25 protein-coding genes are annotated in these 25,499 nt (G+C 63.7%); 9 read left to right on the forward strand and 16 right to left on the reverse strand.

Features of this window, described 5'->3' with window-relative positions:
• Positions 1-86: 86 nt before the first annotated feature.
• Together BLW56_RS17900 and BLW56_RS17905 are read right to left on the reverse strand one after the other, a co-directional pair.
• Positions 87-815 (reverse strand): hypothetical protein, encoded by a 729-nt coding sequence (locus BLW56_RS17900; RefSeq protein ID WP_093512287.1) that lies wholly within the window; start codon positions 813-815, stop codon positions 87-89.
• A 32-nt stretch (positions 816-847) separates the two neighbouring features.
• Positions 848-1,852 carry an NAD(P)H-dependent flavin oxidoreductase gene (locus BLW56_RS17905; protein ID WP_093512289.1) on the reverse strand — a complete coding sequence of 335 codons (1,005 nt, stop codon included), beginning with the start codon at positions 1,850-1,852 and terminating at the stop codon, positions 848-850.
• Between the two features lie 204 nt (positions 1,853-2,056).
• On the opposite strand from BLW56_RS17905, the gene BLW56_RS17910 reads away from it, so the two are divergent.
• Together BLW56_RS17910 and BLW56_RS17915 are read left to right on the forward strand one after the other, a co-directional pair.
• Entirely contained in the window at positions 2,057-2,227 is a 171-nt protein-coding gene (locus BLW56_RS17910; protein ID WP_082521326.1) for a YezD family protein, read from the forward strand.
• A gap of 91 nt (positions 2,228-2,318) precedes the next feature.
• Positions 2,319-4,835 carry a TonB-dependent receptor gene (locus BLW56_RS17915; RefSeq protein ID WP_093512290.1) on the forward strand — a complete coding sequence of 839 codons (2,517 nt, stop codon included), beginning with the start codon at positions 2,319-2,321 and terminating at the stop codon, positions 4,833-4,835.
• Positions 4,836-4,907: 72 nt separating this feature from the next.
• Here BLW56_RS17915 and BLW56_RS20675 read toward each other — a convergent pair whose 3' ends face one another.
• On the reverse strand, positions 4,908-5,051 hold the full coding sequence (locus tag BLW56_RS20675; RefSeq protein WP_177176015.1) for a hypothetical protein: 144 nt from the start codon (positions 5,049-5,051) through the stop codon (positions 4,908-4,910).
• Between the two features lie 381 nt (positions 5,052-5,432).
• On the opposite strand from BLW56_RS20675, the gene katG reads away from it, so the two are divergent.
• The 4 genes from katG to BLW56_RS17935 all read left to right on the forward strand — a co-directional run bounded on the left by katG (position 5,433) and on the right by BLW56_RS17935 (position 9,902).
• Positions 5,433-7,616 (forward strand): catalase/peroxidase HPI, encoded by a 2,184-nt coding sequence (katG, locus tag BLW56_RS17920; protein ID WP_093512292.1) that lies wholly within the window; start codon positions 5,433-5,435, stop codon positions 7,614-7,616.
• A 291-nt stretch (positions 7,617-7,907) separates the two neighbouring features.
• Entirely contained in the window at positions 7,908-8,339 is a 432-nt protein-coding gene (rplK, locus tag BLW56_RS17925; protein ID WP_093512293.1) for a 50S ribosomal protein L11, read from the forward strand.
• A gap of 4 nt (positions 8,340-8,343) precedes the next feature.
• Positions 8,344-9,042 (forward strand): 50S ribosomal protein L1, encoded by a 699-nt coding sequence (rplA, locus tag BLW56_RS17930; RefSeq protein ID WP_093512295.1) that lies wholly within the window; start codon positions 8,344-8,346, stop codon positions 9,040-9,042.
• A gap of 143 nt (positions 9,043-9,185) precedes the next feature.
• Entirely contained in the window at positions 9,186-9,902 is a 717-nt protein-coding gene (locus BLW56_RS17935; RefSeq protein WP_256203637.1) for an extensin-like domain-containing protein, read from the forward strand.
• Between the two features lie 46 nt (positions 9,903-9,948).
• Here the strand turns inward: BLW56_RS17935 and BLW56_RS17940 are convergent, their stop codons facing one another.
• The 10 genes from BLW56_RS17940 to BLW56_RS17985 all read right to left on the reverse strand — a co-directional run bounded on the left by BLW56_RS17940 (position 9,949) and on the right by BLW56_RS17985 (position 18,947).
• Entirely contained in the window at positions 9,949-10,305 is a 357-nt protein-coding gene (locus BLW56_RS17940; RefSeq protein WP_177176016.1) for a HesB/IscA family protein, read from the reverse strand.
• Complete coding sequence (locus tag BLW56_RS17945) at positions 10,305-10,787, reverse strand: SUF system Fe-S cluster assembly protein (protein ID WP_093512299.1); 483 nt, start codon at positions 10,785-10,787, stop codon at positions 10,305-10,307. The genes BLW56_RS17940 and BLW56_RS17945 overlap by 1 nt, the downstream gene beginning before the upstream one ends.
• The gene (locus BLW56_RS17950) at positions 10,784-11,965 is read right to left on the reverse strand and encodes an aminotransferase class V-fold PLP-dependent enzyme (protein WP_093512301.1); all 1,182 of its coding nucleotides are present in this window, start codon (positions 11,963-11,965) and stop codon (positions 10,784-10,786) included. Before BLW56_RS17950 ends, BLW56_RS17945 begins: the two co-directional genes overlap by 4 nt.
• Positions 11,962-12,690: a SufD family Fe-S cluster assembly protein gene (locus tag BLW56_RS17955; protein WP_093512302.1), complete on the reverse strand. Its 729-nt coding sequence runs from the start codon at positions 12,688-12,690 to the stop codon at positions 11,962-11,964. Before BLW56_RS17955 ends, BLW56_RS17950 begins: the two co-directional genes overlap by 4 nt.
• A gap of 106 nt (positions 12,691-12,796) precedes the next feature.
• The gene (sufC, locus tag BLW56_RS17960) at positions 12,797-13,540 is read right to left on the reverse strand and encodes a Fe-S cluster assembly ATPase SufC (protein ID WP_093512304.1); all 744 of its coding nucleotides are present in this window, start codon (positions 13,538-13,540) and stop codon (positions 12,797-12,799) included.
• An 11-nt stretch (positions 13,541-13,551) separates the two neighbouring features.
• Positions 13,552-13,896 (reverse strand): hypothetical protein, encoded by a 345-nt coding sequence (locus BLW56_RS17965; protein ID WP_093512306.1) that lies wholly within the window; start codon positions 13,894-13,896, stop codon positions 13,552-13,554.
• The gene (gene sufB / locus BLW56_RS17970; protein WP_093512308.1) at positions 13,893-15,380 is read right to left on the reverse strand and encodes a Fe-S cluster assembly protein SufB; all 1,488 of its coding nucleotides are present in this window, start codon (positions 15,378-15,380) and stop codon (positions 13,893-13,895) included. The genes BLW56_RS17965 and sufB overlap by 4 nt, the downstream gene beginning before the upstream one ends.
• Positions 15,377-15,838 (reverse strand): SUF system Fe-S cluster assembly regulator, encoded by a 462-nt coding sequence (locus tag BLW56_RS17975; RefSeq protein WP_093512310.1) that lies wholly within the window; start codon positions 15,836-15,838, stop codon positions 15,377-15,379. Before BLW56_RS17975 ends, sufB begins: the two co-directional genes overlap by 4 nt.
• A 299-nt stretch (positions 15,839-16,137) precedes the next feature.
• Positions 16,138-17,025 (reverse strand): AraC family transcriptional regulator, encoded by an 888-nt coding sequence (locus BLW56_RS17980; protein WP_093512312.1) that lies wholly within the window; start codon positions 17,023-17,025, stop codon positions 16,138-16,140.
• 101 nt (positions 17,026-17,126) lie between these two features.
• Positions 17,127-18,947, reverse strand: coding sequence for a DUF885 domain-containing protein (locus BLW56_RS17985; protein ID WP_093512314.1), 1,821 nt, complete (start codon positions 18,945-18,947; stop codon positions 17,127-17,129).
• Positions 18,948-19,016: 69 nt separating this feature from the next.
• On the opposite strand from BLW56_RS17985, the gene BLW56_RS17990 reads away from it, so the two are divergent.
• From BLW56_RS17990 to BLW56_RS18000, 3 genes are read left to right on the forward strand one after another with little or no spacing between them, the layout of a single operon-like run.
• Positions 19,017-20,087, forward strand: coding sequence for a quinone-dependent dihydroorotate dehydrogenase (locus tag BLW56_RS17990; RefSeq protein WP_093512316.1), 1,071 nt, complete (start codon positions 19,017-19,019; stop codon positions 20,085-20,087).
• Between the two features lie 41 nt (positions 20,088-20,128).
• The gene (gene ggt / locus BLW56_RS17995) at positions 20,129-21,820 is read left to right on the forward strand and encodes a gamma-glutamyltransferase (protein WP_093512318.1); all 1,692 of its coding nucleotides are present in this window, start codon (positions 20,129-20,131) and stop codon (positions 21,818-21,820) included.
• A gap of 50 nt (positions 21,821-21,870) precedes the next feature.
• On the forward strand, positions 21,871-23,676 hold the full coding sequence (locus tag BLW56_RS18000; RefSeq protein ID WP_177176017.1) for an AMP-dependent synthetase/ligase: 1,806 nt from the start codon (positions 21,871-21,873) through the stop codon (positions 23,674-23,676).
• Positions 23,677-23,764: 88 nt separating this feature from the next.
• On the opposite strand, the gene BLW56_RS18005 is transcribed toward BLW56_RS18000, so the two are convergent.
• From BLW56_RS18005 to BLW56_RS18015, 3 genes are all read right to left on the reverse strand, one after another.
• Entirely contained in the window at positions 23,765-24,211 is a 447-nt protein-coding gene (locus BLW56_RS18005) for a hypothetical protein (RefSeq protein ID WP_093512320.1), read from the reverse strand.
• Between the two features lie 61 nt (positions 24,212-24,272).
• Positions 24,273-25,013 (reverse strand): hydroxyacylglutathione hydrolase, encoded by a 741-nt coding sequence (gene gloB, locus BLW56_RS18010; protein ID WP_093512322.1) that lies wholly within the window; start codon positions 25,011-25,013, stop codon positions 24,273-24,275.
• A gap of 68 nt (positions 25,014-25,081) precedes the next feature.
• On the reverse strand, positions 25,082-25,489 hold the full coding sequence (locus BLW56_RS18015; RefSeq protein ID WP_177176018.1) for a VOC family protein: 408 nt from the start codon (positions 25,487-25,489) through the stop codon (positions 25,082-25,084).
• Positions 25,490-25,499: the final 10 nt, after the last annotated feature.

Below are 25,499 nucleotides of genomic sequence, written 5' to 3' on the forward strand. Positions count from 1 at the left end.
CGCAATCCTGCTAACAGAAGGATGCGGTGCGCGCCAATACCCCGCGCACGATTGGCCCATCTATTCCTGCGCGGCGCGCCGGCGCGTCAGTGGTTCCCCGACGATGGGAGGGTGACCGATGCGGTGGTACCAACCGGAGCCGGTGTGGCCGGCGTCATGATCGTTGCCGGCTTCGGTGCATATTTGGCATCCCAAGCGACGACATCGACCTGATATTGGGCATAGGCCTGATAGAATTCGTTGAACGGCTCATCGAGCCGTGCGAGATGCGCCGGCGCTTGTTCGAGCAGTTGCGCGGTCGGTGTCGACGAGACGATCTGGGCGATCTCGTTCGCACGGGGACAGAAAGCGCGCTGTGCCGGCGGCTGCGCGAAATAGTTGAACAATTGCGTCGACAGCCGGTCGCGCGGGGCGATGCCGTTGTTCTTATTCTCCTTGCCCAGCTGGGTGATCACCGATTTCTCGGTCGATTTGATTACTTTGCCATGCGTCTTGATGATGTTGTTATACGCTGAGACGAGCGTGCTTTCCTCGAGCCCGCGGCAGCCGATAGCCGCGACGTTCAGCCCGATCTTGAGCTGCCAGAAGGCCTTGTCGCCGGTGACGCCGCTATTTGCGGTGACGAAGCGGCCGTCGAGCCCGCGCGCGGGCAGGATCTGGGTCAGCGAGGCATTGCCCGGCGGCAGCGGCCGCGGCGGTATGACGACCGCAACGGGCGGCGGCGGGGGCGGCGGGGGCGGCGCGACCGGTTTGGGCGCACAGGCGGCTACGCTCGCAAGCAGACCGGCTACGATAATTTTACGCGACAAATTCATGACCCACTCCCCATCCGCATAACCATGCGGGATCAACCCCGGGCGTGCAACGCCGCTTCGGCCTGTTGCACCAGAGATGCGACGATTGCTGCCGCGCTCTCCTCTTCCGATACCATACCGACAGATTGCCCTGCCATTAACGAACCATTTTCGACGTCGCCGTCGATCACCGCGCGGCGCAGCGCGCCGGCCCAATAATGCTCGATTTCAAGCTGCGCTTCCATCATGTCGACCTCGCCCTTGTCGAGCTTGTTCGCGACTTCGCGCTGTTTTGCGGTGAAAGCTTCGGTGCCCGCGTTCTTGAGCGCGCGGACCGGGATGACCGGCAGGCGCGGGTCGATCTGGACGCTCGCCACCGCTTCGCGTGCCGAGGCGCGCAGGAAGGCCTTTTTGAAATTGGGGTGCGCGATGCTTTCGGTCGCGCAGACGAAGCGGGTGCCGAGTTGGACCCCCGATGCGCCCATTTCGAGATAAGCGGCGATCGCTTCGCCGCGGCCGATACCCCCGGCGACGAACACCGGGACTTCGTCCGCGAGCGTGGGAAGAATTTCCTGCGCCAGCACGCTCGTCGAAACCGGACCGATATGGCCGCCGGCTTCCATCCCCTCGATCACCAGCGCATCGACGCCCGAGCGGACCAGCTTTTTCGCCAGTGCCAGCGTGGGGGCAAAGCAGAGGACCTTGGCGCCTGATGCCTTGATCGCCTCCAGGCTGCCCTTGGGCGGCAGCCCGCCCGCGAGTACGACATGGCCGACATCATGCTTCGCACAGACCTCGATCAGGTCGAACAATTGCGGGTGCATCGTGATCAGGTTGACGCCGAAATTGCGCGTTGCCAGCGCCTTGGTCGCGGCGATTTCGGTATCGAGCAGTTCGGGCGTCATTGCGCCGCACGCGATCACGCCGAACCCGCCGGCATTGCTGATCGCGCTGACCAGATGGCGTTCGGAAACCCAGCTCATCGCACCGCAGAGAATGGCATAGTCGCTGCCGAGAAGTTCGGTTCCGCGGGCCATCAGATCGTTAATTTTGCTCATTGAGGACGCCTTTGCCAGCACTGGGACTCGCGCGCAATCCCCGGCGTCGCCCGGTCGGTCGGCTCGTCGCATGCTCGAATCCGTTCGCCGCGGTCCGTTTGGCGCAACAACCCAACCTTTCGGCGCAGAAAGCAAATCAATCATTGTCTACTAAATCACTTGGCATATGCTTGACCGGCGAATCCACGAGGGAAAGGAATTACCATGAGCGCTATCAACGAAGTCGCCAAAGGCGGCTCCGAAGAGGTGCCGCGCGCCATTCAGACCGTGCTCGAAGCACTCGACAAGCTGAAGTTCGGTGCAATCCAGCTGACCGTGCACGAGGGGCGTCTTGTGCAGGTCGATGTGACCGAACGGCACCGCTACCCGAACTGAAATTTTTTGAGCTCCCAAGGGGACTGCGTCCCCTCCTGCCGCAGACCGGACCGCCGGATGTGGTGATTTCTATTGCAACAGGAATTGACCCATGACTGCGAAATATCCTTCGGTCCGCCGCCGCGTGCAGGCCTCCTCACTTACCTTGTCGCTCTTGCTCGCGGGCGCCGCGACGCCCGCTTTGGCTGCTGAAGCCGCCGCCGATGAAGCCGGCGCTGCCACCGCGACCGCTGCGGCCGACGATACCGATGACCAGGCCAGCCGCGGCGATATCATCATCGTCACTGCCCGCCGCCGCCAGGAAACCGCACAGGAAGTGCCCGTTGCGATCTCGGTGATCCGCGGCGATTCGATCGAGGCGACCGGCAATTTCAACGTCGTGAAGCTCCAGCAGCTCGCACCGACGCTTCAGGTTTATACGTCGAACCCGCGCAACACCTCGGTCAACATCCGCGGCCTCGGCGTGCCGTTTGGCCTGACCAGCGACGGGTTCGAACAGGGCGTCGGCATCTATGTCGACGACGTCTATAATTCGCGCGTCGCCGCCGCGACATTCGACTTTCTCGATGTCGCGCAGGTCGAAGTGCTGCGCGGCCCGCAGGGCACGCTGTACGGCAAGAATACGACGGCCGGCGCGATCAACATCACGACCAACCAGCCGACCTTCGATTTCGAGGGGCGCGCCGAGGTCAGCGTCGGCAACCTCAACTATCGTCAGGCGAAGGCGGCGATCTCGGGCCCGCTGACCGACAAGATTGCGGCACGCATCGCGATCGCCGCGACCAGCCGCCGCGGCACGCTCTATAACGTCACGAGCGACCGCTGGATTAACGAACAGGACAATCTGGGGCTTCGCGGCCAATTGCTGTTCCAGCCCAATGACGATCTCAGCATCACGGTCGCGGGCGATTACAGCAAGCAGGATCCCGAAGGCTATGGCACGACCTATGTCCGCGTCGGCCGGACGCAGCGCGTGCTCACTCGCCAGTATGATGCGCTGGTCGCGGCGGTCAACGCCGCCAATCCCGGCCGCAACTATGCGGTGCCAAGCGCCAACCCCTATGCGCGCCTCACCGACCTCGACGCCAGCCTCAACGCGGGCAACAAGATCGGCGGCGCGTCTGTTCGGGTGAAGTGGGACGTCGGTCCCGGCACGCTTACGTCGATCAGCGCTTGGCGCTTTTGGGATTGGAAGCCCGAAAACGATCGCGACTTTACCGGCCTGTCGATCGTTTCGCGGTCGCAGAATCCCTCGCAGCAGGACCAGTATAGCCAGGAATTCCGCTATAATTACGAGGGCGACAAGGTCGACTTCGTCCTCGGCCTGTTCGGCTTCAAGCAGCGAATCGACACACAGGGTACGGAACAACAGGGCGCCGACGCGAGCAAGTGGAGCCTGACCGGCGCGCTCGCGAACGATCCCAGCGTCCTCAACGGTCTGACGGCCACCAATACGCAGTATCTCAAGAGCACCAGCGCGGCGCTGTTCGGCCAGCTGAGCTGGAAGGTTACGGACGCCCTGACGATCCAGCCGGGCGCGCGCCTCAACTATGACAAGAAATCGGGCTTCTACCGGCGCGTCGTGACGAATGGTGCCGGGCAGGTCATCAATTGCACCCCGACCCCGGGCAACCCGCTTCCCGCGGTGCTGGCTGCGCAGTGCGGCGTCTACCAGCCACAGGAAAGCGCGCCGTCGGACAGCGCGTGGAACTTTACCTACGACTTCAACGTCAACTACAAGCTTGCGCCCGACATTCTGGCCTATGCGACCTATGCCAAGAGCTTCAAGACGCTGGGCATCAACCAGAATGGTCTGCCGCTCAACGCCGACAACACGGTCAATTACGATGCGAGCACGGTGAAGCCTGAATCGATCGATCATTTCGAAATCGGTCTCAAGACGCAGTTCCTGAACCGGCGGGCGACATTCAACCTCTCGGCTTACCGCACCGACATCAAGGATTTCCAGGCGACGGTGAACGGCGGGCAGTTTGGCACGGTGCGCGGCTATCTCGCCAACGCCGACAAGGTCCGGACGCAGGGCATCGAGGCGGATCTGAAGATCGTGGCGAGCGACCGTTTCACCGCTTATGCGAACGGCGCCTATACCGACGCAAAATACAAGAAATTCACCAACGCGCCGTGCCCGCCCGAACTGTCCGGCGGGACGCTCCAGCCGTCGGGTGCTGCGCCCGATTATTCCAACGCCGGCGTTCCCAACACCGCCAGCCCGCGTCAATGCGATATCTCGGGCCAGCGTCTGCCAGGCGTATCCAAATGGGCCTTCTCCTACGGTGCAGAGACCAACGTCCCCGTCACGCTGCTGGCGAAAGAGGGGCAGATCTATCTCGGCGTCGACGGCAATTATCGTTCGCACTGGAATTCGAACGCATCGCCGTCGATCTACACCAATGTGAAGGGCTATGCGCTCACCAACTTCCGCGTCGGCTTCCGCGGCGAAGGGCTCGATGTCTTCGGATGGGTCCGCAACGCTTTCGACACCAACTATATCGAACTTTTACAGGTTGCTCCCGGCAATACCGGATTGATTGCCGGGCAGGTTGGCGACGAACGCACGTGGGGCGGGACGGTGAAGTTCAGTTTCTAGGCGGAGTCCCTTCCGCTAAAAGAAAAGGGCCGCCCCTGAAGGGGCGGCCCTTTCTCATGCAGGCTGACGAGGTCAGCGCTGCTGCGGGCTCTGGCGGCCCTGATCGGGGCGCTGGTCGCTGCCGGGCTGGCGGTTCTGGCCGCCCTGCTGTTGCTGCTGACGGTCACGATCCGACTGCGGTTTCTTTTCATTCTGCTGGTTCGGGTTGTTAGCCACTTTCCATCTCCTTGCGCCGCGGAAAATCTTTTGATGCGGCGTCCGGTCAACCCGTTGGCACGGCTCGATGTTCCGCAACTCGTCCCGCTTACGTCGGGGCGTGGCGGTTCTGCGGTGGGCGCGGTGGAGTGCAGCGGAAAGCTGTGCCTATGATCGGACCACTCAATCACTGAATTCACCTTATTCGTTTAGGTCGATGGGCGGGCGCGGCCTATCCTGCCCGGGTCAGAGCGAAAGGATGACGGCATCGACTCGCCACGCGCCTCGACCGAACGCCCCACGGCGACGCCGAAGTCGCCGGCTCGTCATGTGCCGGTCATCGGCCTGCGCCACGCTTTCCAAAAGCCATAAAAGCCGACAAACCATAAAAGGAGAGACTGCATGAACGACCCCACCCCCATCGATCCCGCAAAAGGCTGCCCGATCACCAAAAACCGCGGGCTGCTCGGCCGGACGAACAAGGACTGGTGGCCCGACGCGCTGCCGCTTGAAATCCTGCATCAGGGCGGCGCATCGCCCGACCCGATGGGTGAGGATTTCGATTATTCCAAAGCCTTCGCGCTGCTCGATTATCAAGCGCTGAAGGCCGACATCACTGCGCTGATGACCGACAGCAAGCCGTGGTGGCCTGCCGACTATGGTCATTACGGACCGTTCTTCATCCGCATGGCGTGGCACGCCGCGGGCACCTATCGCACTGCCGACGGACGCGGCGGCGCCAACAGCGGGCAACAGCGTTTTGCCCCGCTCAACAGCTGGCCCGACAATGGCAATCTCGACAAGGCGCGCCGCCTGCTGTGGCCGATCAAGCAGAAATACGGCAGCAAGATCAGCTGGGCCGATCTGTTCATCCTGACCGGCAATGTCGCGATCGAATCGATGGGCGGCCCGGTGTTCGGTTTCGGCGGCGGCCGCGCCGACGTCTATGAGGCCGAGCGCGATATCTATTGGGGCGCCGAGGATCTGTGGGTCAGCGAGGGCGTCCAGACGCGCATCGATCCCGACAAGAAGCTCGATCTCGAAAACCCGCTCGCCGCGATCCAGATGGGGCTGATCTACGTCAATCCCGAAGGGCCGGGCGGCAATCCCGATCCCTTGCTGTCGGCACGCGACATGAAGGTGACGTTCGAACGCATGGCGATGAACGACGAGGAGGTCGTCGCGCTGACCGCCGGCGGCCACACCTTCGGCAAGGCGCATGGCGCAGGCGATGCAAGCCTGGTCGGGGAGTCGCCCGAGGGTTCGGACATCGCACTGCAGGGCCTCGGCTGGTCGTCGAGCTTCGAAACCGGGGTGGGCGCGCATGCGATCACCAGCGGCCTCGAAGGCGCATGGGTCAACACGCCGACCGAATGGTCGGAGAATTTCTTCCGCCTGCTGCTCGACTATGACTACGAACTGGTGCGCAGTCCCGCGGGCGCGCAGCAGTGGCAGCCGATCAACCAGAAGGAAGAGGACAAGGCGCCCGACGCCCATAATCCGGGCAAGCGCGTGCCGACGATGATGACGACCGCCGACATGGCGCTCAAGGTCGATCCCGATTATCGCAAGATTTCGGAGAAGTTCCGGAATGACCATGAAGCGTTCAAGGACGCCTTTGCGCGGGCCTGGTTCAAGCTCTGCCACCGCGACATGGGGCCCAAGGTTCGCTACCTCGGCCCCGAAGTCCCCGCCGAAGACCTGATCTGGCAGGATCCGGTTCCGGCCGGCACCAAGCCGTCGGATGGCGACGTCTCGGCATTCAAGACCGCGATCCTCGGTTCGGGGCTCAGCGTTGGCGAACTCGTCAAGACAGCGTGGGCGTCGGCTTCGACCTATCGCAAGTCGGACCATCGCGGCGGCGCCAATGGCGCGCGCGTCGCGCTGGCGCCGCAAAAAGACTGGACGGTCAACGATCCGGCCGAGCTCGCCAAGGTGCTCGGCAAGATCAACGAGCTGCGCGGCGGCCTGTCGCTCGCCGATGCGATCGTGCTGGCCGGTTCGGCGGCGGTCGAGAAGGCGGCAAAGGATGCGGGCTTCAACATTTCGGTGCCCTTCACCGGCGGCCGCGGCGACGCGACCGCGGAGTGGACCGACGCCGACAGCTTCGACGTGATGGAGCCGAAGGCCGACGCCTTCCGCAACTATCTCTCGACCAAGCATAGCGTGAAGACCGAGGAGTTGATGCTCGACCGCGCGTCGCTGCTCGGTCTGTCGGTGCCCGAACTGACCGTGCTGATCGGTGGCCTTCGCGTCCTCGGCGCCAACGCTGGCGGCAGGAAGGAAGGCGTGTTCACCAACCGTGTCGGCCAGCTGACGAACGATTTCTTCGTCAACCTGCTCGACATGGACACACTCTGGGAAGTCGTCGACGCCAGCGGCGACGAGGAGTTCATCGGCTACGACCGCGGCGGACGCATCGAACGTTGGCGCGCGACGCGGACCGACCTGATCTTCGGCTCCAACTCGCAATTGCGCGCGACCGCCGAAGTCTATGCCGAGAAGGGCCATGAAGAGAAGTTCGTGAAGGACTTCGTCAAGGCGTGGACCAAGGTGATGAACGCCGACCGTTTCGACCTCGCCTGATCTTTCGGGCCCTTGTCCTGCATCATGATGTGAGGGCAGGGCCGCAAAAGACGACGGGTCGCGGCCCGCCCCCGGGGACATGGGCTCGGGGGCGGGTCTTCTTTTTGGCTTGAAGGGGCGCTGTCCTTGCATTTTGGCGCGTGCGGAGGTAGGGGCGCCGCTTCGCATCGGGCCGACTTGTCGGGAGCCGATTCGATTCCGCGCGGGAGGAAGGGGTGATGCCCTTCTGTTTGACCGCTTATTTTGAGCCCCGGATCAAGGTTCGGGGCGACAGAAAGAAAGGAGGCCATCATGGCCAAGAAGATTAGCGGCTACATCAAGCTGCAGGTGCCCGCCGGCACCGCCAACCCGTCGCCGCCGCTCGGGCCGGCGCTCGGTCAGCGCGGCGTGAACATCATGGAATTCTGCAAGGCGTTCAACGCCGCGACCGATTCCCTGGAGAAGGGCACGCCCACCCCGACGATCATCACCGTGTTCGCCGACAAGAGCTTTTCGTTCGTCACGAAGACCCCGCCGGCAACCTATCTGATCAAGAAGGCCGCGAACCTGAAGTCGGGTTCGAAGGAGCCGGGCAAGATCAGCGGTGGCAAGATCGCGCGTTCGAAGCTCGCAGAAATCGCCGAGATCAAGATGAAGGATCTCAACGCGAACGACATCGAACAGGCAACGAAGATCATCGAGGGCAGCGCGCGCTCGATGGGCCTCGAAGTGACGGAGGGCTGAACCGATGGCAAAGCTGACCAAGAAGCAGAAGGCCCTCGAGGGCAAGGTTGATGCGCTGAAGCTGCACACCATCGACGAAGCGCTGAAGACCGTTCGCGAGCTGGCCTCGGCCAAGTTCGACGAAACGCTCGAAATCGCGATGAACCTCGGTGTCGATCCGCGCCACGCCGACCAGATGGTCCGCGGCGTCGTGACGCTCCCCGCCGGTACCGGCAAGGACGTCAAGGTTGCCGTGTTCGCGCGCGGCGACAATGCCGACAAGGCGCTGGCCGCCGGCGCCGACAAGGTCGGTGCCGAAGACCTGATGGAAGACATGCTCGCGGGTAACCTCGACTATGGCCGCGTCATCGCGACGCCGGACATGATGGGCATCGTCGGCCGCCTCGGCAAGACGCTGGGTCCGAAGGGCCTGATGCCGAACCCGAAGCTGGGCACCGTGACCCCGAACGTCGCCGAAGCCGTGAAGGCCGCCAAGGGCGGTCAGATCGAATTCCGCGTCGAAAAGGTCGGCATCATCCACGCCGGCCTCGGCAAGCTGTCGTTCGGCGAAGAAAAGCTCCGCCAGAACTTCGACGCGTTCGTCGACGCGATCGTCAAGGCCAAGCCGGCCGGCGCGAAGGGCAAATATGTCCGCAAGATCGCGCTGTCGTCGTCGATGGGCCCCGGCGTGAAGGTCGATACGGCCGACGTGACCGGCGCCTGATCGAAGCGCACATGATTTAGGGAAGGGCCGGGGGAAACTCCGGCCCTTTTCTTTTGGCTTTTCCGGGATGGGTTTTGCCGACGCCTGAACTCATCAGGCGGAGGTGGCTTGTGCGAAGGCATGCCGCGCGCCACTAAGGCGCGGTGCAAAGCATCCGCCCCTATCTGATCTGGTTCGCCGTCGCCGTCTTGCTGGCCATCGGCGCAATCCTCGGCATGAAATGGGTGCGTGCGCATCCCGAGCATATCCCGGGTGTGCGTTTCGAACTCGCGCACCCGCGCGGCTGGGCGACCGAGGGTAAGCTGGTCGCGCTGGCAAGCGATGACACCGCCTGCTTCGCCGCCTTCGACCGTGCCGGGGCGGGTTATCTGCGCAGACCCGCAATCGGTACTGGCGTGTGCCGCGCGAGCCAGCGGATGATCCTGACAAGCAACAAATTCGCGCCGACGATGCGCCCCGCCAATGTCGCGCCGGGCTGCGCCGTAACCGCGGCGCTCATCCTTTGGGACCGCGACGTCGTCCAACCGCTCGCGCAGAAATATTTCGGGCAAAGGGTGGTCGAGGTCGAAAATCTCGGCAGCTATAATTGTCGCAAGATCGCGGGCGAGCAAGCGCAGAGCCAGCATTCGACCGCCAACGCGATCGACATCTCGGCCTTCGTCCTTGCCGACGGGACGCGCGTGTCGTTGATCAACGACTGGGCGCCGGGTGACAAGCGCAGCGAGTTTCTGCACGCGGTGCGCGACGGGACTTGCGGGCTGTTCAGCACGGTGCTGTCACCCGATCACAATGCCGCGCACGCCAATCATTTCCATTTCGACATGGCGGTGCGGTCGGGCGGCTGGTCGGTCTGCCGCTAAGCGGCGCTTTGAACGTAGGACGCGGAAAACACGCCCAAGCTTTGATTTAAACGGTGAAGCTTTCGCCGCAACCGCACGCGCCCTTGGCGTTCGGATTCTCGAACACGAAGCCCGCGGCGAAATCATCTTCGACCCAGTCCATCGTGCTGCCGATCAGGTACAGCACCGACGCGCCGTCGATGTAGAAGACGCCGCCCGGCGTCTCGATCTTCTCGTCGAACTTCACCTCTTCGGTGACATAGTCGACCGAGTAAGCGAGCCCCGAACAGCCGCGGCGCGGAGTCGACAGCCGGACGCCGATCGCGCCTTCGGGCGCCGATGCCATCAGCTTGGCGATGCGCTCTTCGGCGTTCGGCGTCAGGGCGACGGCGGCAGGGCGTGCGCGGGTTTTGGTCTCGGTCATCACAGCATCCCCAGTTCGAGCCGCGCTTCGTCGCTCATATTCTGCGGCGACCATGGCGGATCCCAGACGAGGTTGACCTCGGCATCGCCGACCCCGGGAACCGCGCCGACGCGGAGTTCGACCTCGGCGGGCATCGATTCCGCGACCGGGCAATGCGGCGTCGTCAGCGTCATCGTGACCATCACATGCCCCTCGTCGATCTCGACATTGTAGATGAGGCCGAGGTCGTAGATGTTCACGGGGATTTCGGGGTCGAAGATATCCTTCAGCGCGTTGATCACGGCTTCATACAGGTCACCGCCGACCGCGCCGGGCTCGACCGCCGCGGGTTTGGCCGCAAGGAAGCCTTCCAGATAGTCGCGCTTGCGCTCCAGCTTTTCGCCCATCGTTTCCGGAGCGGTCTCGGCATCGTCGACGCGTGCCTTTGGCGGTGCCTCTACGCTCGTGACTTCTTCTACCTTGATCATGCGATCCTCGCTCATCCGAAAATCCTCTCGACGCGGGCGAGGCCATCGATCAGCGCCGCCACATCATCGTCATTGCTGTAAACGCCAAAACTCGCGCGCGCGGTCGCGGGTACGCCCAGATGCTCCATCAGCGGCTGTGCGCAATGGTGCCCGGCGCGGATCGCGACCCCGCTTTCATCCAAGATAGTGCCGATGTCGTGCGGATGAACCCCCGCCATCGCAAAACTCACGATTCCGGCGCTGTTTTCGGGGCCAAAAAGCGTGACGCTATTCTTGCGCGCGAGCGCATCGCGCAGCGTGCCGACCAGCGCGCATTCGTGCGCATGGATCGTGTCGATCCCGATCGCTTCGACATAATCGACCGCCGCGGCGAGCCCGATCGCCTCGATGATCGCGGGCGTGCCCGCCTCGAAACGGGTGGGGGCAGGGGCATAGGTTGTCTTGGCAAAGGTCACGCGGTCGATCATCGACCCGCCGCCTTGCCACGGCGGAAGCGTATCGAGCTTGTCGCTCCACAACACGCCGACGCCGGTCGGTCCGTACAGCTTGTGGCCAGAGAAAACATAATAGTCGCAGCCGAGTGCCGCGACATCGACGGGCAGTCGCGGCACCGCCTGACAGCCATCGACCAGCAACTCTGCTCCGACGCGGTGCGCGATCTCCGCCGCGCGCGCGACGTCGAGCGGGCTGCCGAGGACGTTCGAGACATGCGCGAAGGCGACCATATTGTGTTCGGGGGTCAGCAGCTTTTCGGCGGCTTCGAGGTCGATACACCCGTCGGCGGTGAGCGGGCACACGTCGACCTGCCAGCCAGCAAGCTGCCACGGAACGATATTGCTGTGATGCTCGAGCACCGACAGCAGCACGCGGCCCTTCTTCGGATGCGAATAAGCGACAAGGTTGATCGCCTCGGTCGCGCCGCGCACGAACGCGATCTGCTCTTCCTTCGCACCGATAAACGCCGCGATGCGCCGCCTTGCCGCCTCATAGGCAAGCGTCATGTCTGCCGAGCGCGCATAGACGCCCCGGTGTACGGTCGCGTAATCGAGCCCCATCGCCTTCACTGTCGCGTCGATCACCGCCTGCGGCTTCTGCGCGGTCGCGGCGGTGTCGAGATAGTGCCAGTCGGGCGTCAGCCCGGGAAAGTCGCCGCGGACGTCGGGGAAGCTGCGGAGCGCGGTCGCGGTGCTCACACCAACTCTCCCAGCTTCGCCAGTGCCAGCGCCTGCAATTTTTCCTCATCCTCGGCGCCATCGAAGACGCCCGCAACAAAGGCTTGCAGCAGCAGCTTCTTCGCCTCGGCGGGCGGCAGGCCGCGTGACTGGAGATAATAGAGGCTCATCGCGTCGAGCTCGCCGATCGCGCAGCCGTGCGCGCATTTGACGTCGTCGGCGAAGATTTCGAGCTCGGGCTTGGCGTTGGCGGTCGCGCTGCGGTCGAGCAGCATCGCCTTCACATCCTGCTCGCTGTCGGTCTGCTGCGCGTCGCGTGCGACGGCGACCTTGCCGAGATAGGTGCCGGTGGCGGTACCGCCGAGGACCGAACGCACCATCTGCCGCGACGTCGCGCCGGGTTCGGCGTGGGTGACCGTGGTGACGATCTCGAGATTCTGTTCGCCGCCGCCGATCTGCGCGGCGCCGAGGTTGAAGTCGGCGCCTTCGTGGAGCGTCACGGCGAGTTCGATGCGGCCATAGGCGCCGCCGATGTTGAGAACGTGCAGCGACGCGGTCGCACCCTTGCCGAGCACCAGCTCGATCTGACGGATATCGCCTGCGTCCTGCACGATCGCGCGGCGGAAGTCGCCGCCCGCGGGCACCATGATGCTTTCGGGCGCGGGCAGCGGCCACGCGGCGGCCACCGCGTCGATGTCGCTATAGCGCCACGCTTCGTCGCGTCGGGTGGGGAGCGGGGTGGTCAACTGGCGAACTCCCACACTTCGTCACCCCGGACTTGATCCGGGGTCCACGCGATCATGGATGCCGGATCAAGTCCGGCATGACGAAAGAAGGAAAAATGCGCGCGCATTACACCGCAATCTCCGCATAGCCTTCGCGTTCGAGTTCGAGCGCGAGCTCCGGGCCGCCCGACTTGACGATGCGGCCGGCGGCGAGGACGTGGACGAAATCGGGCTGCACATAGTCGAGCAGGCGCTGATAATGGGTGATCAGCAGCACCGCCTTGTCGGGGCGGCGCATGATGCTGTTGATCCCGTCGCCGACGACGCGCAGCGCGTCGATGTCGAGGCCCGAGTCCGTCTCGTCGAGGATCGCGAGCTTGGGATCGAGGATGCCCATCTGCACCATCTCGTTGCGCTTCTTCTCGCCGCCCGAAAAGCCGACGTTCACCGGGCGCTTGAGCATGTCCATGTCGAGCTTGAGCAGCCCCGCCTTCTCGCGCGCGAGCTTCAGGAAGTCGCCGCCCGACAGCGGCTCTTCGCCACGCGCCTTGCGCTGGGCGTTCAGGCTTTCGCGCAGGAACTGGACATTCGACACGCCGGGGATTTCGACCGGGTACTGGAAGCCGAGGAACAGGCCGGCAGCGGCGCGTTCGTGCGGGTCCATGTCGAGCAAATCCTGCCCGTCGAAGGTCGCCGAACCTTCGGTGACCTCATAGCCCGGGCGCCCGCCGAGGACATAGGAGAGCGTCGACTTGCCCGCGCCATTGGGCCCCATGATCGCATGGATTTCGCCCGCGTTGATGCTGAGCGACAGGCCCTTCAGGATCGGCTTGTCGGCGACGGTGGCGTGGAGGTTTTCAATTTTGAGCATCGTGGGTCCGTTCAATTCGCGCCGCGTTGCAGGCGGTCGGTACGTATCTTCTGCAATAGTTTCATGAAGTTCGGCTTTTCCGCCGCGTCGAGCTGCGACTTCAGGCCGCTGGCCTGATCGGCCGGATATTCCTTGTCGATCGCGCCGAAGAGCTGGGCCTTCAGCTCCTTGCATCCCTCGGTCGCCGCGGCAAAAATCGCGTCGTCGGTCGCATCGGTCTTGGTCATGCGGACGGCGTAAGTCGTCATGCAACGATCATTGGCCTGCGCCAGCAGCATCGCATTGGCCTGCGCATGAGCCGCCCCGGAGAGTAGTGTCGCGCCCAAGAAAAGGCCCGTTGCCAAAATCCGGTTCATCCCACGCTCCCTTCAAGGCTGATCCCCAGCAACTTCTGCGCCTCGACCGCAAACTCCATCGGCAGCTGCTGCAGCACTTCCTTGGCGAAGCCGTTGACGATCAGCGCCACCGCCTCTTCCTGCCCCAGCCCGCGCTGCATCGCGTAGAAGAGCTGGTCGTCGCTGATCTTGCTCGTCGTCGCTTCATGCTCGACGGTCGCGGTCGGGTTGCGGACCTCGATGTACGGCAAGGTATGCGCGCCGCATGTGCTGCCCAGAAGCAGGCTGTCGCACTGCGTGAAGTTGCGGACGCCCTCGGCATTCGGCGCCACCCGCACGATCCCGCGATAGGTGTTGTTCGACTTGCCCGCGCTGATCCCCTTGCTGACGATGGTCGAGCGCGTGCGCTTGCCATTGTGGATCATCTTGGTGCCGGTGTCGGCCTGCTGGTAATTGTTGGTCACCGCGACCGAATAGAATTCTCCGACGCTGTCGTCGCCGTTCAGCACGCAGCTCGGATATTTCCACGTAATCGCAGAGCCGGTTTCGACCTGCGTCCACGACACCTTGCTGCGCTTGCCCTGGCAGAGCGCGCGCTTGGTCACGAAATTATAGATGCCGCCGAGACCCTCGGCATTGCCCGGATACCAGTTCTGCACCGTCGAATATTTGATCTCGGCATCGTCGAGCGCGACCAGTTCGACGACCGCGGCGTGCAGTTGGTTCTCGTCGCGCATCGGCGCGGTGCAGCCTTCGAGATAGGACACATAAGCGCCCTTGTCAGCGATGATCAAAGTCCGCTCAAACTGCCCCGTATTCTCGGCATTGATACGGAAGTAGGTGCTGAGCTCCATCGGGCAGCGCACGCCTTCGGGCACGTAAACGAAGGTGCCGTCCGAGAAGACCGCGCAATTCAAAGTCGCGAAATAATTATCGTGCATCGGCACGACCTTGCCGAGCCACTTCTTCACCAGCTCGGGATATTCGCGGATCGCTTCCGAAATCGACAGGAAGATCACGCCCGCACGCTTCAACTCCTCGCGAAAGGTCGTCGCGACGCTGACGCTGTCGAACACCGCATCGACTGCAACCTTGCGCGCGCCCTCGACGCCGGCGAGCACCTTCTGCTCCTCGATCGGAATGCCGAGCTTTTTATAGACTTCGAGGATTTCGGGGTCGACCTCGTCGAGGCTCGAGAGCTTGGGCTTCGCCTTCGGCGCCGCGTAATAGTACGCGTCCTGATAATCGATCGGCGGGACGTTGAGCTTCGCCCAGTCGGGCGTCTCCATCGTCTGCCAGTGGCGGAACGCCTTCAGCCGCCAGTCGAGCATCCATTCGGGCTCGTTCTTCTTCGCCGAGATGAAGCGGACCGTATCCTCGGTCAGTCCCTTGGGCGCGAAGTCGGTCTCGATGCTGGACGACCAGCCATGCTCATAATCGGCGACCTTTGCGGCGGCGTCGTGCGCGGCCTGATCCTTGACGGGGAGTTCGGTGTTGTCGGTCATATTCTGATCTCGTCGCCGGCCAATGCCGGGGCAGGCCGGGTGAAGGAGGGTTTGGGTGTGGCGGCAAGGCTCGCAAGGCTGATGTCCGCCAGCGCGCCGCGCACGGCACCATTCACGACGCCCCAATGCGGCTGCACCTTACAGCTGCCTTCGAGCGAGCAATCATGGCGCCCTTCGGACACGCAAGCGGTGAGGGCGATCGGTCCTTCGACCGCCTCGATGATATCGGCGACATTGATTGCCGCAGCCGGTCGGGCGAGCCGCACGCCGCCGCCGCTGCCGCGCGATGCGACCAGCAGGCCGGCGCGCGCGAGCTGACTCACCAGCTTCTGCGCGGTCGGCCCCGGAATGCCCGTCTGCTCGGCCAGCATGCCGGCGTGAATCGGCACCGACCCGCACTGGCGGGCGGCGGCGCTCATCAGCACCACGGCATAATCGGCAAGGTTGGACAGGCGCATTGATCTTTTCCGTCGCAGTTGCGAACGATTCTTAACTGGAGTAATTTACTCCACTTATATAGGCGAGGCTTTGGTGCGGCGCAACCAGCGGGCGCTATTTGGATGCCAAGAAAAAAAGGCACCCATCCGGCCAAAGCCAAATGAGTGCCAAGATGAAGGTCTCAAGTCCTCGTCAGAGGATGAGCTCTTCTGGGTCGCAGTCACGGATTATGCCGACGCGATGATTCGCGATTGGATGAAAACGCCAAAACGACGGGACAGATAATTTTTGAAGGTTAACGGCGGCCGGGGCCGCAGGCTCAGGTCTCGGAGACGAGCGGGCTGACCTTGCCCGCTAGCTGCTTGCGGCCTTTCGTGGTCGCCTCGGTATAGCTCGTCGGCTTGCCGAGCTGGCCGGGGGTCGCGCCCGCGAAGCGCTTGATTTCGCGGATCAGGTGCGACTGGTCGTAAAAGGCGTCGCCAAGCTGCGCGGAGTCGAGCCCTTCGCCGCGCGCCAGCGCCGAGGCGGCGCGAACCGCGCGATATTTGCGCGCCAGCATCCGCGGCGACAGCCCGTAATAATGCTTCGTCATCCGCTCGACCGAACGGATCGACATCCCTGTCTTCTCGACCAGTTCGGGCACCTGCGGCGAGGGCGATGCGGTCAGCCATCCATCGACGGTGCGGATGAACCACATCGGCGGCTGTTCATTGCGGGTCAGCACCTCGCGCGCGAAATTATTGCCGATCACCAGCTTTTCTTCGACGGTCACGGCCTTTTCGAGCGCGGTCGCGACCTCCTCGATCCAGGGGCCGAACAGGTCGGCGGCATCCATCGCGCGGTCCGTCAGCTTGTCGGCATCGTCGCCCATCAGCGCGGCCCAGCCCGCGGGGAGCATCCCGAACCCGAACAATTGGGCCGGGCAGTTGCTGATCGCGCGCACGCGCGCGCTGGTCGGGCCGATGATATTGGCGCGGCACACGGTCGCGCGGTGGCCGTCCTCAAAGACATATTCGCCGTCGGCGTTGGTCACGAAACGGAACTGGGCGCGGTCGGCGCGTTCATATTCGTCGAAGCGCGGCAGGTTCAATCGCGCGAAATAGAAACTCGACACCATCTCCGCCAGATCGGGATCGGGCGGAAAATAGTGTAGTTCGAACGGCGCGCCACCGTCCACGCTCCCAAGCGAGGAAGAAGTATCCGACATGAAGACCCAGACCTCGACAGCCTCACACCGGGCCGCCTTGTTTTCTGGATCAAGTCATTTGCGTTTCGGGCCCGCGCGTCAAGCGGCAATCGTCAACTATCTTAACCCTTCTGCGCCGCGATCCACACATCGACGCGCCGTTCGAGCACGTCGAGCGGCACCGGTCCCGATTCGAGCACCACGTCGTGGAAGGTGCGGAAATCGAACTTGTCACCGAGCGCCGCTTGCGCACGGCCGCGCAGCTCCATGATCTTGAGCTTGCCGATCAGATAGGCGGTCGCCTGCCCCGGATAGACGATATAGCGTTCGATCGCCTTTTCGATGTCGCCGTCGGGGTTCGGCGTATTGTCCTTCAGATATTTGATCGCCTGCTCGCGGGACCAGCGTTTGTCGTGGATGCCGGTGTCGACGACGAGGCGGCACGCGCGCCAGAGCTCCATGCCGAGCCGTCCGAAATCGCTGTAGGGATCGGTGTAGAATCCCATGTCCTTGCCGAGTTCCTCGGTATAGAGGCCCCAACCCTCGGTATAGGCGGTGAACCCGCCGAAGCGGCGAAAGGCGGGCAGGCCGGTGAGTTCGGTTTGCACCGCGCGCTGCAGATGATGTCCGGGGACACCTTCATGGTATGCGAGCGCCTCGAGCTCGGTCTTCGACATGTCCCGGAGATCGAACAGGTTCACATAATAGATGCCGGGGCGCGATCCATCGGGCGAAGGCGAGGAATAAAAGGCCTTGCCCGCCGATTTCTCGCGGAACGCCTCGACCGCCTTCACCTGCAGTGCCGCCTTGGGCAAGGTGTTGAAGAAGGCGGGCAGGCGCGCTTCCATCGCCTTCACCTTGGCATCGACGTCGGCCAGATAGGCCTCGCGCGTCGTGTAAAAATACTGCGGGCTCGTGCGCAGGTGCGCGAAGAATTGCTGGAGCGTGCCCTTGAAGCCGACCTTCTTCATGATCGCCTGCATTTCGCCATGGATGCGCGCGACTTCGGCGAGGCCCAGGTCGTGAATCTGCGACGCGGTCATGTCGGTCGTCGTGTAGTTCGACAGCAACGCTTCATAATAGGCTTTGCCGTCGGGCAGGCGCCAGACGCCGTCTTGGGTCGGCGCGCTCGCTTGCTGACGTTTCATCTCGGCGGACAGGCGGGTATAAGCGGGCCCGGCGCTTTCGGCCCAGGCAGTCTTGGCCGACGCAATCAACCGCGCCTTTTCCGCCGCATCGATATTCAGTTTTCCAACTTTGGCGGTGATATCCTCGACCACGGCATTGTCGGGCTTCTGCAGGTTCCCGATGTCGGAGATCAGATAGGCATAGACCCACTTCGGCGGCTGGATGCCCTTCGTCGCGCGCTCGGCCGACTGCGCCGACAGCGCATCGAGTATGGGGCCGAGCCCGCGGATGCGCTCGATATAGGCTTCGGCTTCGGCGACATCGGCGACGCGGTGGATATTGATCAGGAAGGCCGGCATCTGGCTCTGCGCGCCGTTCATCTGGTCGAAGATATAGCCATGGTCGCGGAACGGGAACAGGCGGTCGGCACGCGCGGCCTGCGTATTGAACAGCTCGAACGACAACGCCTCGTCGGCGGTCAGTTTCGCTGGGTCATAGCTCCCGCGCATCGCGGCGGCTGTTGCCTGCTGCAGCTTGTGGTTCGCCACGGCGGTCTCGTCGGAAACATCGTTCCATTTGCCATAATCGCCATCGCGAATCCCGCGGCGCGCCTTGGATTCGGGCGAGAGCGATAGCTGCGCCGCGTCATAATTGTCGAAGAATTGGGCAAGGTTGGCCCCGGCGGGCGCTGCATCGGGCGCGGGCGTCGCAGCGGCGGTGGCGGGGGCTTCCTGCACCGCGGCCGGGGCGCAGCCGGCAACGGCAAACAGCGCGAGGCCGGTGGACAGGCGAGCGATAATCTTCAGGTGCGACACGAATTTCTCCCGGTTTTTCCGATGCGCACGGGGCTTGCCATAGGCTCCTGCCCGGCGCAATGGCGGGCCATGTCGATCTTCGCCTCGCTAACCGATAGCGCCTATGCGCTCGTCCGCCCGATCGTCCACGCCACCGACGGCGAGGCCGCGCACAACCTGACACTCAGTGCGCTGCAGCCGCTGCCGCGCGCGCGCCATGCGCTCACCAGTCCGGTGCTTGCGACCGAACTGGCGGGCCTCAAATTTCCGAACCCGGTCGGCCTTGCGCCCGGCTTCGACAAGGATGCGCGCGTTGCGCATGTGATGCCGCATTTCGGTTTCGGCTTTGTCGAGGTCGGTACGCTGACCCCGCTGCCGCAGGACGGCAATCCGCGCCCGCGCCTGTTCCGCCTCGTCGAGGATCGGGCGGTGATCAATCGCATGGGCTTCAACAATGGCGGGCAGGAGAAGGCCGCCGACCGCATTGCGTGCCTGCGCCGTTATGGCCTGCCGGTGCCGCTCGGCATCAACATCGGCGCGAACAAGGACAGCGCCGACCGCATCGCCGATTATGCGAAGGGCACCGCCGCGATGGCGCCGCTCGCCGATTATCTGACGGTCAACATCAGCTCGCCTAACACGCCGGGCCTCCGCGCCTTGCAGGACAAGGGATCGCTCGAAGCCTTGCTCGACGGTGTAGCGGCCGCGCAGCCCGCGGGCGCGGCAAAGCCCGTGTTCCTGAAGGTCGCGCCCGACCTCGAACCTGCCGATATCGACGACATCGTCACGGTGGCGTTCGACAAGGGCCTCGCGGCAGTCATCGTCTCGAACACCACGATCGTGCGCCCCACGCTCGCGTCGCGCCATGCGGAGGAAGCGGGCGGCCTCTCGGGTGCCCCGCTTGCCGAACTGGCGTTGCAACGCGTCAGAGACTTCTACACGGCCAGCGGCGGCAAGCTCCCGCTCGTCGCTGCGGGCGGTATCGCGTCGCCCGAACAGGCGTGGGATCGCATCCGCGCGGGCGCCAGCCTCGTCCAGATCTATTCGGCGATGGTCTATGAAGGCCCCGGCCTCGCGGCCCGGATTGCGCATGGGCTTGAAAAGCTGGCGGTGCGTGACGGCTTCGCGCGCGTCGCCGACGCGGTGGGCACGGCGCACTGACGGGGTTGCCTTGACCCGAGGCGCACGCCAATGTCGCGCGCATGTTGAAAAGATTCCTCCCGCTCGCCGCCCTTCTTTCCGTAACCGTCTCCGTACCAGCGCTTGCGCAGGGAGTCACCTCGTCCGCCGATCCGCGCGCGACCGAGGCGGGGCGCGAGATTCTGCATGAAGGCGGGACGGCCGCCGACGCCGCGATCGCAATGGTCGCGGTGCTGACTCTCGTCGAACCGCAGTCGAGCGGGATCGGCGGTGGCGGCTTCATGGTCCACCATAATGCCAAGGATGGCAGCATCTCGACGATCGACGGCCGCGAAATGGCGCCCGCTTCGGCAAAACCCGACCGCTTTCTCGGCCCCGACGGCAAGGCGCGCGGCTATATGGATGTCATCCCCGGCGGGCTGTCGGTTGGCGTCCCGGGCAATGTGCGCCTGATGGAAATGGCGCACAAGAAATGGGGCAAGCTCGAATGGAAGGCGCTGTTCCAGCCCGCGATCAAGCTTGCCGAAGAAGGTTTCATCGTCACCCCCGCGCTCAACAACTGGCTCGTCCAGTTCGAACCGATGTGGAAGGAGTTTCCGGCGCCGCAGGCGATCTATTATGTCGACGGCAAGCCTGCCCCTGTGGGCACGCGCATCAAGAACCCCGCTTATGCGAAACTTCTCCGCGACATCGCGGCGCGCGGACCGGACGCGTTCTACACCGGCGCGAATGCCAAGGCGATCAGCGATGCCGTTGCCAAGGCGCCGCGCCACCCGAGCCAGCTGACCGTCAAGGATATCGCCGCCTATAAGGCGAAGGAGCGCCCCGCGGTCTGCACCACCTATCGCGTCTACAAAGTCTGCGGCATGGGCCCGCCCTCGTCGGGCGCGACCACCGTTTTCGGCATCCTCGGCATGATCGAGGGCTGGGACATGAAGGCGATGGGCAAGGACAATCCGATGAGCTGGCATCTGCTCTCGGAAGCGATGCAGCTCTCCTACGCCGATCGCGCCGCCTATCTCGGTGACGGCGATTTCGTCGATGTTCCGGTGAAGGGCCTGCTCGACAAGAGCTACCTCGCCGAGCGCCGCCAGCTCATTTCGCCCTTTGGCGCCGCGGGCAAATATGAGCCCGGCACCCCGCCGGGTGCCAAGCCGCGCGCCGCCGCGCCGCCGGTGCAGGAACAGGGAACGACGCATTTCGTTACGGCCGACAAGGATGGCAACCTCGTCTCGATGACCTCGACAATCGAAAGCATCTTCGGCAGCCAGCTGATGGCGAACGGCTATTTCCTCAACAACGAGCTTACCGATTTCGACCTCGCGCCGACCGAGGGCGGTGTCCCGACTGCGAACCGCGTCGAAGCGGGCAAGCGTCCGCTGTCCTCGATGTCGCCGACGGTCGTTTACGGTCCCGACGGCAAAGTCATACTCGCGGTCGGTTCGGCGGGCGGCAAGCGCATCATCATGCATGTGACGAAGGTGCTTGTCGGCGTGCTCGACTGGGGGCTCGACGCCAAAACGGCGATGGAGCTTCCGAACCTCTTCTTCGGCCAGCAAGGCGTGCTGATCGAGAATAACGAGGCGGGCAAGGCGATCGCCGCGAAGATGAAACCTTTCGGCTACAGCTTCACCGCGACGAGCCTCGGGTCGAAGCTCAACGCGGTCGAGCGTACCGCCGAGGGCTGGCGCGGCGCCGCCGATCCACGCGGTCCCGGCAGCTCGTCGATCGACGGCGCGCCAGCGCAGAATTGAACCAACGATAACAAAACACACGTAATGAAATCTCCCTGGAGAGAGGCAGAATGAAGCTCGTAAATCCCCATCTCGACCATTTTCCGAGTCTGGTCGCGATGTTCTTCGACCGTGCGGGGCGCGGCGGCGAAGATCCCTTCCTGTGGCGCAAGGCCGACCGCGCCTGGCACCCGCTGAGCTGGCGGCAGGTCGCCAATCAGGTCTCGGCGCTCGCGCATAGTTTGCGCGATCTGGGGCTGAAGGACGGCGACCGCGTCGTGCTGGTCAGCGAGAACCGGCCCGAATGGTGCATCGCCGACCTTGGTATCATGGCCGCGGGCTGCATCACGGTGCCGACCTATACGACGAACACCGAACGCGACCATCAGCATATCCTCGACAACAGCGGCGCGAAGGCGGTGATCGTCTCGACCGCGAAGCTCGCACGCACGCTGATGCCCGCGGTGATGCGCTCCGAAGCGCATATCGTGATCAGCATGGAAAGCCTGCGTGTCGGCCAGCAAGGCGATGTGGCGGTCCACGACTGGGAACCGCTCGTCTCCGGCGGAGAGACCCATCTGGACGAGACCAAGGTGCGCGCCGCGACAATGACGCGCGACGATACCGCCTGCCTGATATACACCAGCGGTACCGGCGGCGCGCCGCGCGGGGTCATGCAACATCATGGTGCGATCCTGCACAATGCGGCGGGTGCGGCGGAGGTGCTCGTCAATGACTTCGGCATCGGCGACGAGGAGGTTTTCCTCTCCTTCCTGCCCCTCAGCCACGCCTATGAACATTCGGGCGGCCAGTTCCTGCCGATCATGGTCGGGGCGCAAATCTATTATAGCGAAGGCCTCGAAAAGCTCGTCTCGAACATCGAGGAGACGCGCCCGACGATCATGGTCGTGGTGCCGCGACTGTTCGAGGTGATCCGCGCGCGGATGATCAAGTCGGTCGAGAAACAGGGCAAGCTCGCCAACTGGATGCTGCGCCAGGCGCTGCGCGTCGGCGAAAAGGATTATGAGCGCCGAATGGGTGTGCTCGACCGGCCCGTCGACCTCATTCTCGACAAATTATTCCGACCCAAGATCGGCAAGCGTTTCGGCGGCCGGATGAAGGCGCTCGTGTCGGGCGGTGCGCCGCTCAACCCAGAAATCGGCGTCTTTTTCCACTCGATCGGGCTGACGCTGCTTCAGGGCTATGGTCAGACCGAAGCGGGGCCGGTGATCAGCTGCAACCGCCCGAGCGCGGGGATCAAGATGGACACGGTCGGCCCGCCGCTAATGAATACCGAGGTCCGCATCGCCGACGACGGGGAAATCCTTGTCCGCGGCGAGTTGGTGATGAAGGGCTATTGGCGCAACACGGCCGAGACCGAACGCGTTCTCGTGGACGGTTGGCTCCACACCGGCGACATCGGGCATATCGACGACAAGGGCCGCATCGTCATCACCGACCGCAAGAAGGATCTGATCGTCAACGACAAGGGCGACAATGTCTCGCCCCAGCGCGTCGAGGGCATGCTGACGCTCCAGCCCGAAATATTGCAGGCGATGGTCTATGGCGACAAGCGCCCGCACCTCGTTGGCATTCTCGTCCCCGATCCGGAATGGGCGACCGAATGGGCCGAAGCGGAAGGGCTGCCCAAGGATTTGAAGCTGCTGCGCGAGCATGAGAAATTCCGCGCCGCGATCCGTGCTGCGGTCGACCGCGTCAACGGCCAGCTTTCGGTAATCGAAAAGGTCCGCAAGTTCGACTTTGCCGACGAAGCCTTCACGATCGAGAATGAGCAGATGACGCCGTCGATGAAGATCCGGCGCCATATATTGAGGCAGGTTTACGAGGACAGGATCGCGGCGCTCTATAAGGCCTGATGGCAGTCGGCGCGATCATCATAGCAGGCGGGGTTGCGACCCGAAGAGCTCGGCGCAAACCGGTCCCCGCCTGCGACTGAACCTTGGCTCAGCCTTTGTCCCCCGCCGGTTTGCGATAGGGGACGAACTCGCCAAAAACGCACGTCGGGCCGCGGATCCCGCTCGACCGGTCGACCAGGTGGAAGAAATCGCCTTCGCAGGTCGAAGACCCGAACTGGCGTACCACCATGATGTCGCTGTCCCGCGCAAGACCCGGGCAACTACTCTTCAAGTCATTCCTGTATACCAGATTGCCGCCGGAACGATAGAGCAAGATGCTGTCGGATACCCGAATAGTATCATTGCTTCGATAATTGGGAAGGCAGCGGACCGGCGGACCCGGAATCTTGCCCGCAAGCTGCTTGTCGAGCCGCTCGGCCTGTTTGGGGGTCAGTGCGGCGGCGCCGGGCTCGCCCGAACCGGCCGGCGCGCAGCTTGCGACCAGCGGCGCAGCCGCAGTCAACAGCGCGGCAGCCATCAGGTTCAGCTTCGCCATGAAAATGCTCCTTGAGATCGGCCATCATGGCCCTTGCAGATGAATGGGTGCTGAAGCGGCATCATGCCGCATCCTTGAGCGCGCGGATACGGCCGAGTTCGGCCGCGCTCGACGCACGGAGAAAGGGGTTGGTCGCGCGCTCTTCGCCGATGCTCGTCGGTACGGTCGCTTCGCCCGCCGCGCGCGCCGACTCGACTGCGGCGAGCCGTTGGGCCAGTGCCGCATTGTCGGGCTCGACGGTCACTGCAAAGCGCGCGTTCGAAAGCGTATATTCGTGAGCGCAATAAACCCGCGTCGCATCGTCGAGCGTGCCGAGCTTCTGCATGTTCGCGAACATCTGCTCGGCGGTACCCTCGAACAATCGGCCGCAGCCCATCGCGAACATCGTATCGCCGACGAAGATCGCAGCGTCGGACGCGAAATGATAGGCGATATGACCGGCGGTATGCGCGGGCACGTCCCAGACGTCGGCAATGTGATTGCCGAGCTTTACCTTGTCGCCACCCTGCACCTGCTTATCGAGTGTCGGAATGCGCGCAAATTCTGCTGCGGGGCCGGTGATCGTGCAGCCGCCCCATGCTTTGGCTGCTTCCTTGATTGCCGCATTGCCGCCTGTGTGATCGGGGTGCCAGTGGGTGTTCCAGATATCGGTGATCGTCCAGCCGCGTTCTGCCGCTGCCGCCAGCACCGGCTCGGCGACTGCAGGATCGACGACCATCGTCGCGCCGCTTTCGGGATCGTGGACCAGCCAGACATAATTGTCGCTGAGAACGGGAATACGGACGATGTCCAGCGCAGCCATATGATCTCCTTTCCAGCGTCTCGCCCCTTCAAGACGGAGCGGCGGCGCCGGGGCCTTGGTTCGCCCGATCAGGTCAGCAGGGCCTCATAGCCCCGTGCGTTGAACTCGATCAGGCAAAATCCGTTGCCGAAGGGATCGGCGAACATCGCCTGTCTGCCATAGGGAAGGGCCAATGTCTCGCCCTCCTGCACTGCGCCCGCAGCCAGAGCCTGTGCGGTCGCGCTATCGAGGTCGTCGACCGAAAAGTCGGGATGTACCGGCGTCCAGTGCCGGTGATAGCGACGGAAATCGCCGCCGCCGGGGCCGATCGCCGATCCTGCGGCTTTGGCGATCAGATAGATGGGCACCTCGCACCCGGTCAGTTCGACGATATCGTCGTCGAACCGCCGGGCCGCGGTCAGTCCCAGGGCATTTGTATAGAAGCGCTCACCAGCGGCGAGGTCGGGCACGTCGATGTTGATCAACAGGCCCGGCACCCTGCGGCTC

This window comes from Sphingopyxis sp. YR583 (genome assembly GCF_900108295.1).
Taxonomy (GTDB): Bacteria; Pseudomonadota; Alphaproteobacteria; order Sphingomonadales; family Sphingomonadaceae; genus Sphingopyxis.

Bases quoted from the DNA above. Each gene is read 5' to 3' on its own strand.
- BLW56_RS17975 (WP_093512310.1), bottom strand. From the start codon at position 15,838: ATGCGCCTGTCCAACCTTGCCGATTATGCCGTGGTGCTGATGAGCGCC.
- sufB (WP_093512308.1), bottom strand. From the start codon at position 15,380: ATGACCGACAACACCGAACTCCCCGTCAAGGATCAGGCCGCGCACGAC.
- BLW56_RS17945 (WP_093512299.1), bottom strand. From the start codon at position 10,787: ATGAGCGAGGATCGCATGATCAAGGTAGAAGAAGTCACGAGCGTAGAG.
- katG (WP_093512292.1), top strand. From the start codon at position 5,433: ATGAACGACCCCACCCCCATCGATCCCGCAAAAGGCTGCCCGATCACC.
- BLW56_RS17980 (WP_093512312.1), bottom strand. From the start codon at position 17,025: ATGTCGGATACTTCTTCCTCGCTTGGGAGCGTGGACGGTGGCGCGCCG.
- BLW56_RS18005 (WP_093512320.1), bottom strand. From the start codon at position 24,211: ATGGCGAAGCTGAACCTGATGGCTGCCGCGCTGTTGACTGCGGCTGCG.
- BLW56_RS17990 (WP_093512316.1), top strand. From the start codon at position 19,017: ATGTCGATCTTCGCCTCGCTAACCGATAGCGCCTATGCGCTCGTCCGC.
- rplA (WP_093512295.1), top strand. From the start codon at position 8,344: ATGGCAAAGCTGACCAAGAAGCAGAAGGCCCTCGAGGGCAAGGTTGAT.
- BLW56_RS17900 (WP_093512287.1), bottom strand. From the start codon at position 815: ATGAATTTGTCGCGTAAAATTATCGTAGCCGGTCTGCTTGCGAGCGTA.
- rplK (WP_093512293.1), top strand. From the start codon at position 7,908: ATGGCCAAGAAGATTAGCGGCTACATCAAGCTGCAGGTGCCCGCCGGC.
- BLW56_RS17905 (WP_093512289.1), bottom strand. From the start codon at position 1,852: ATGAGCAAAATTAACGATCTGATGGCCCGCGGAACCGAACTTCTCGGC.
- ggt (WP_093512318.1), top strand. From the start codon at position 20,129: ATGTTGAAAAGATTCCTCCCGCTCGCCGCCCTTCTTTCCGTAACCGTC.
- BLW56_RS17965 (WP_093512306.1), bottom strand. From the start codon at position 13,896: ATGAACCGGATTTTGGCAACGGGCCTTTTCTTGGGCGCGACACTACTC.
- BLW56_RS17915 (WP_093512290.1), top strand. From the start codon at position 2,319: ATGACTGCGAAATATCCTTCGGTCCGCCGCCGCGTGCAGGCCTCCTCA.
- BLW56_RS17940 (WP_177176016.1), bottom strand. From the start codon at position 10,305: ATGACCGAGACCAAAACCCGCGCACGCCCTGCCGCCGTCGCCCTGACG.
- BLW56_RS18000 (WP_177176017.1), top strand. From the start codon at position 21,871: ATGAAGCTCGTAAATCCCCATCTCGACCATTTTCCGAGTCTGGTCGCG.
- gloB (WP_093512322.1), bottom strand. From the start codon at position 25,013: ATGGCTGCGCTGGACATCGTCCGTATTCCCGTTCTCAGCGACAATTAT.
- BLW56_RS17910 (WP_082521326.1), top strand. From the start codon at position 2,057: ATGAGCGCTATCAACGAAGTCGCCAAAGGCGGCTCCGAAGAGGTGCCG.
- sufC (WP_093512304.1), bottom strand. From the start codon at position 13,540: ATGCTCAAAATTGAAAACCTCCACGCCACCGTCGCCGACAAGCCGATC.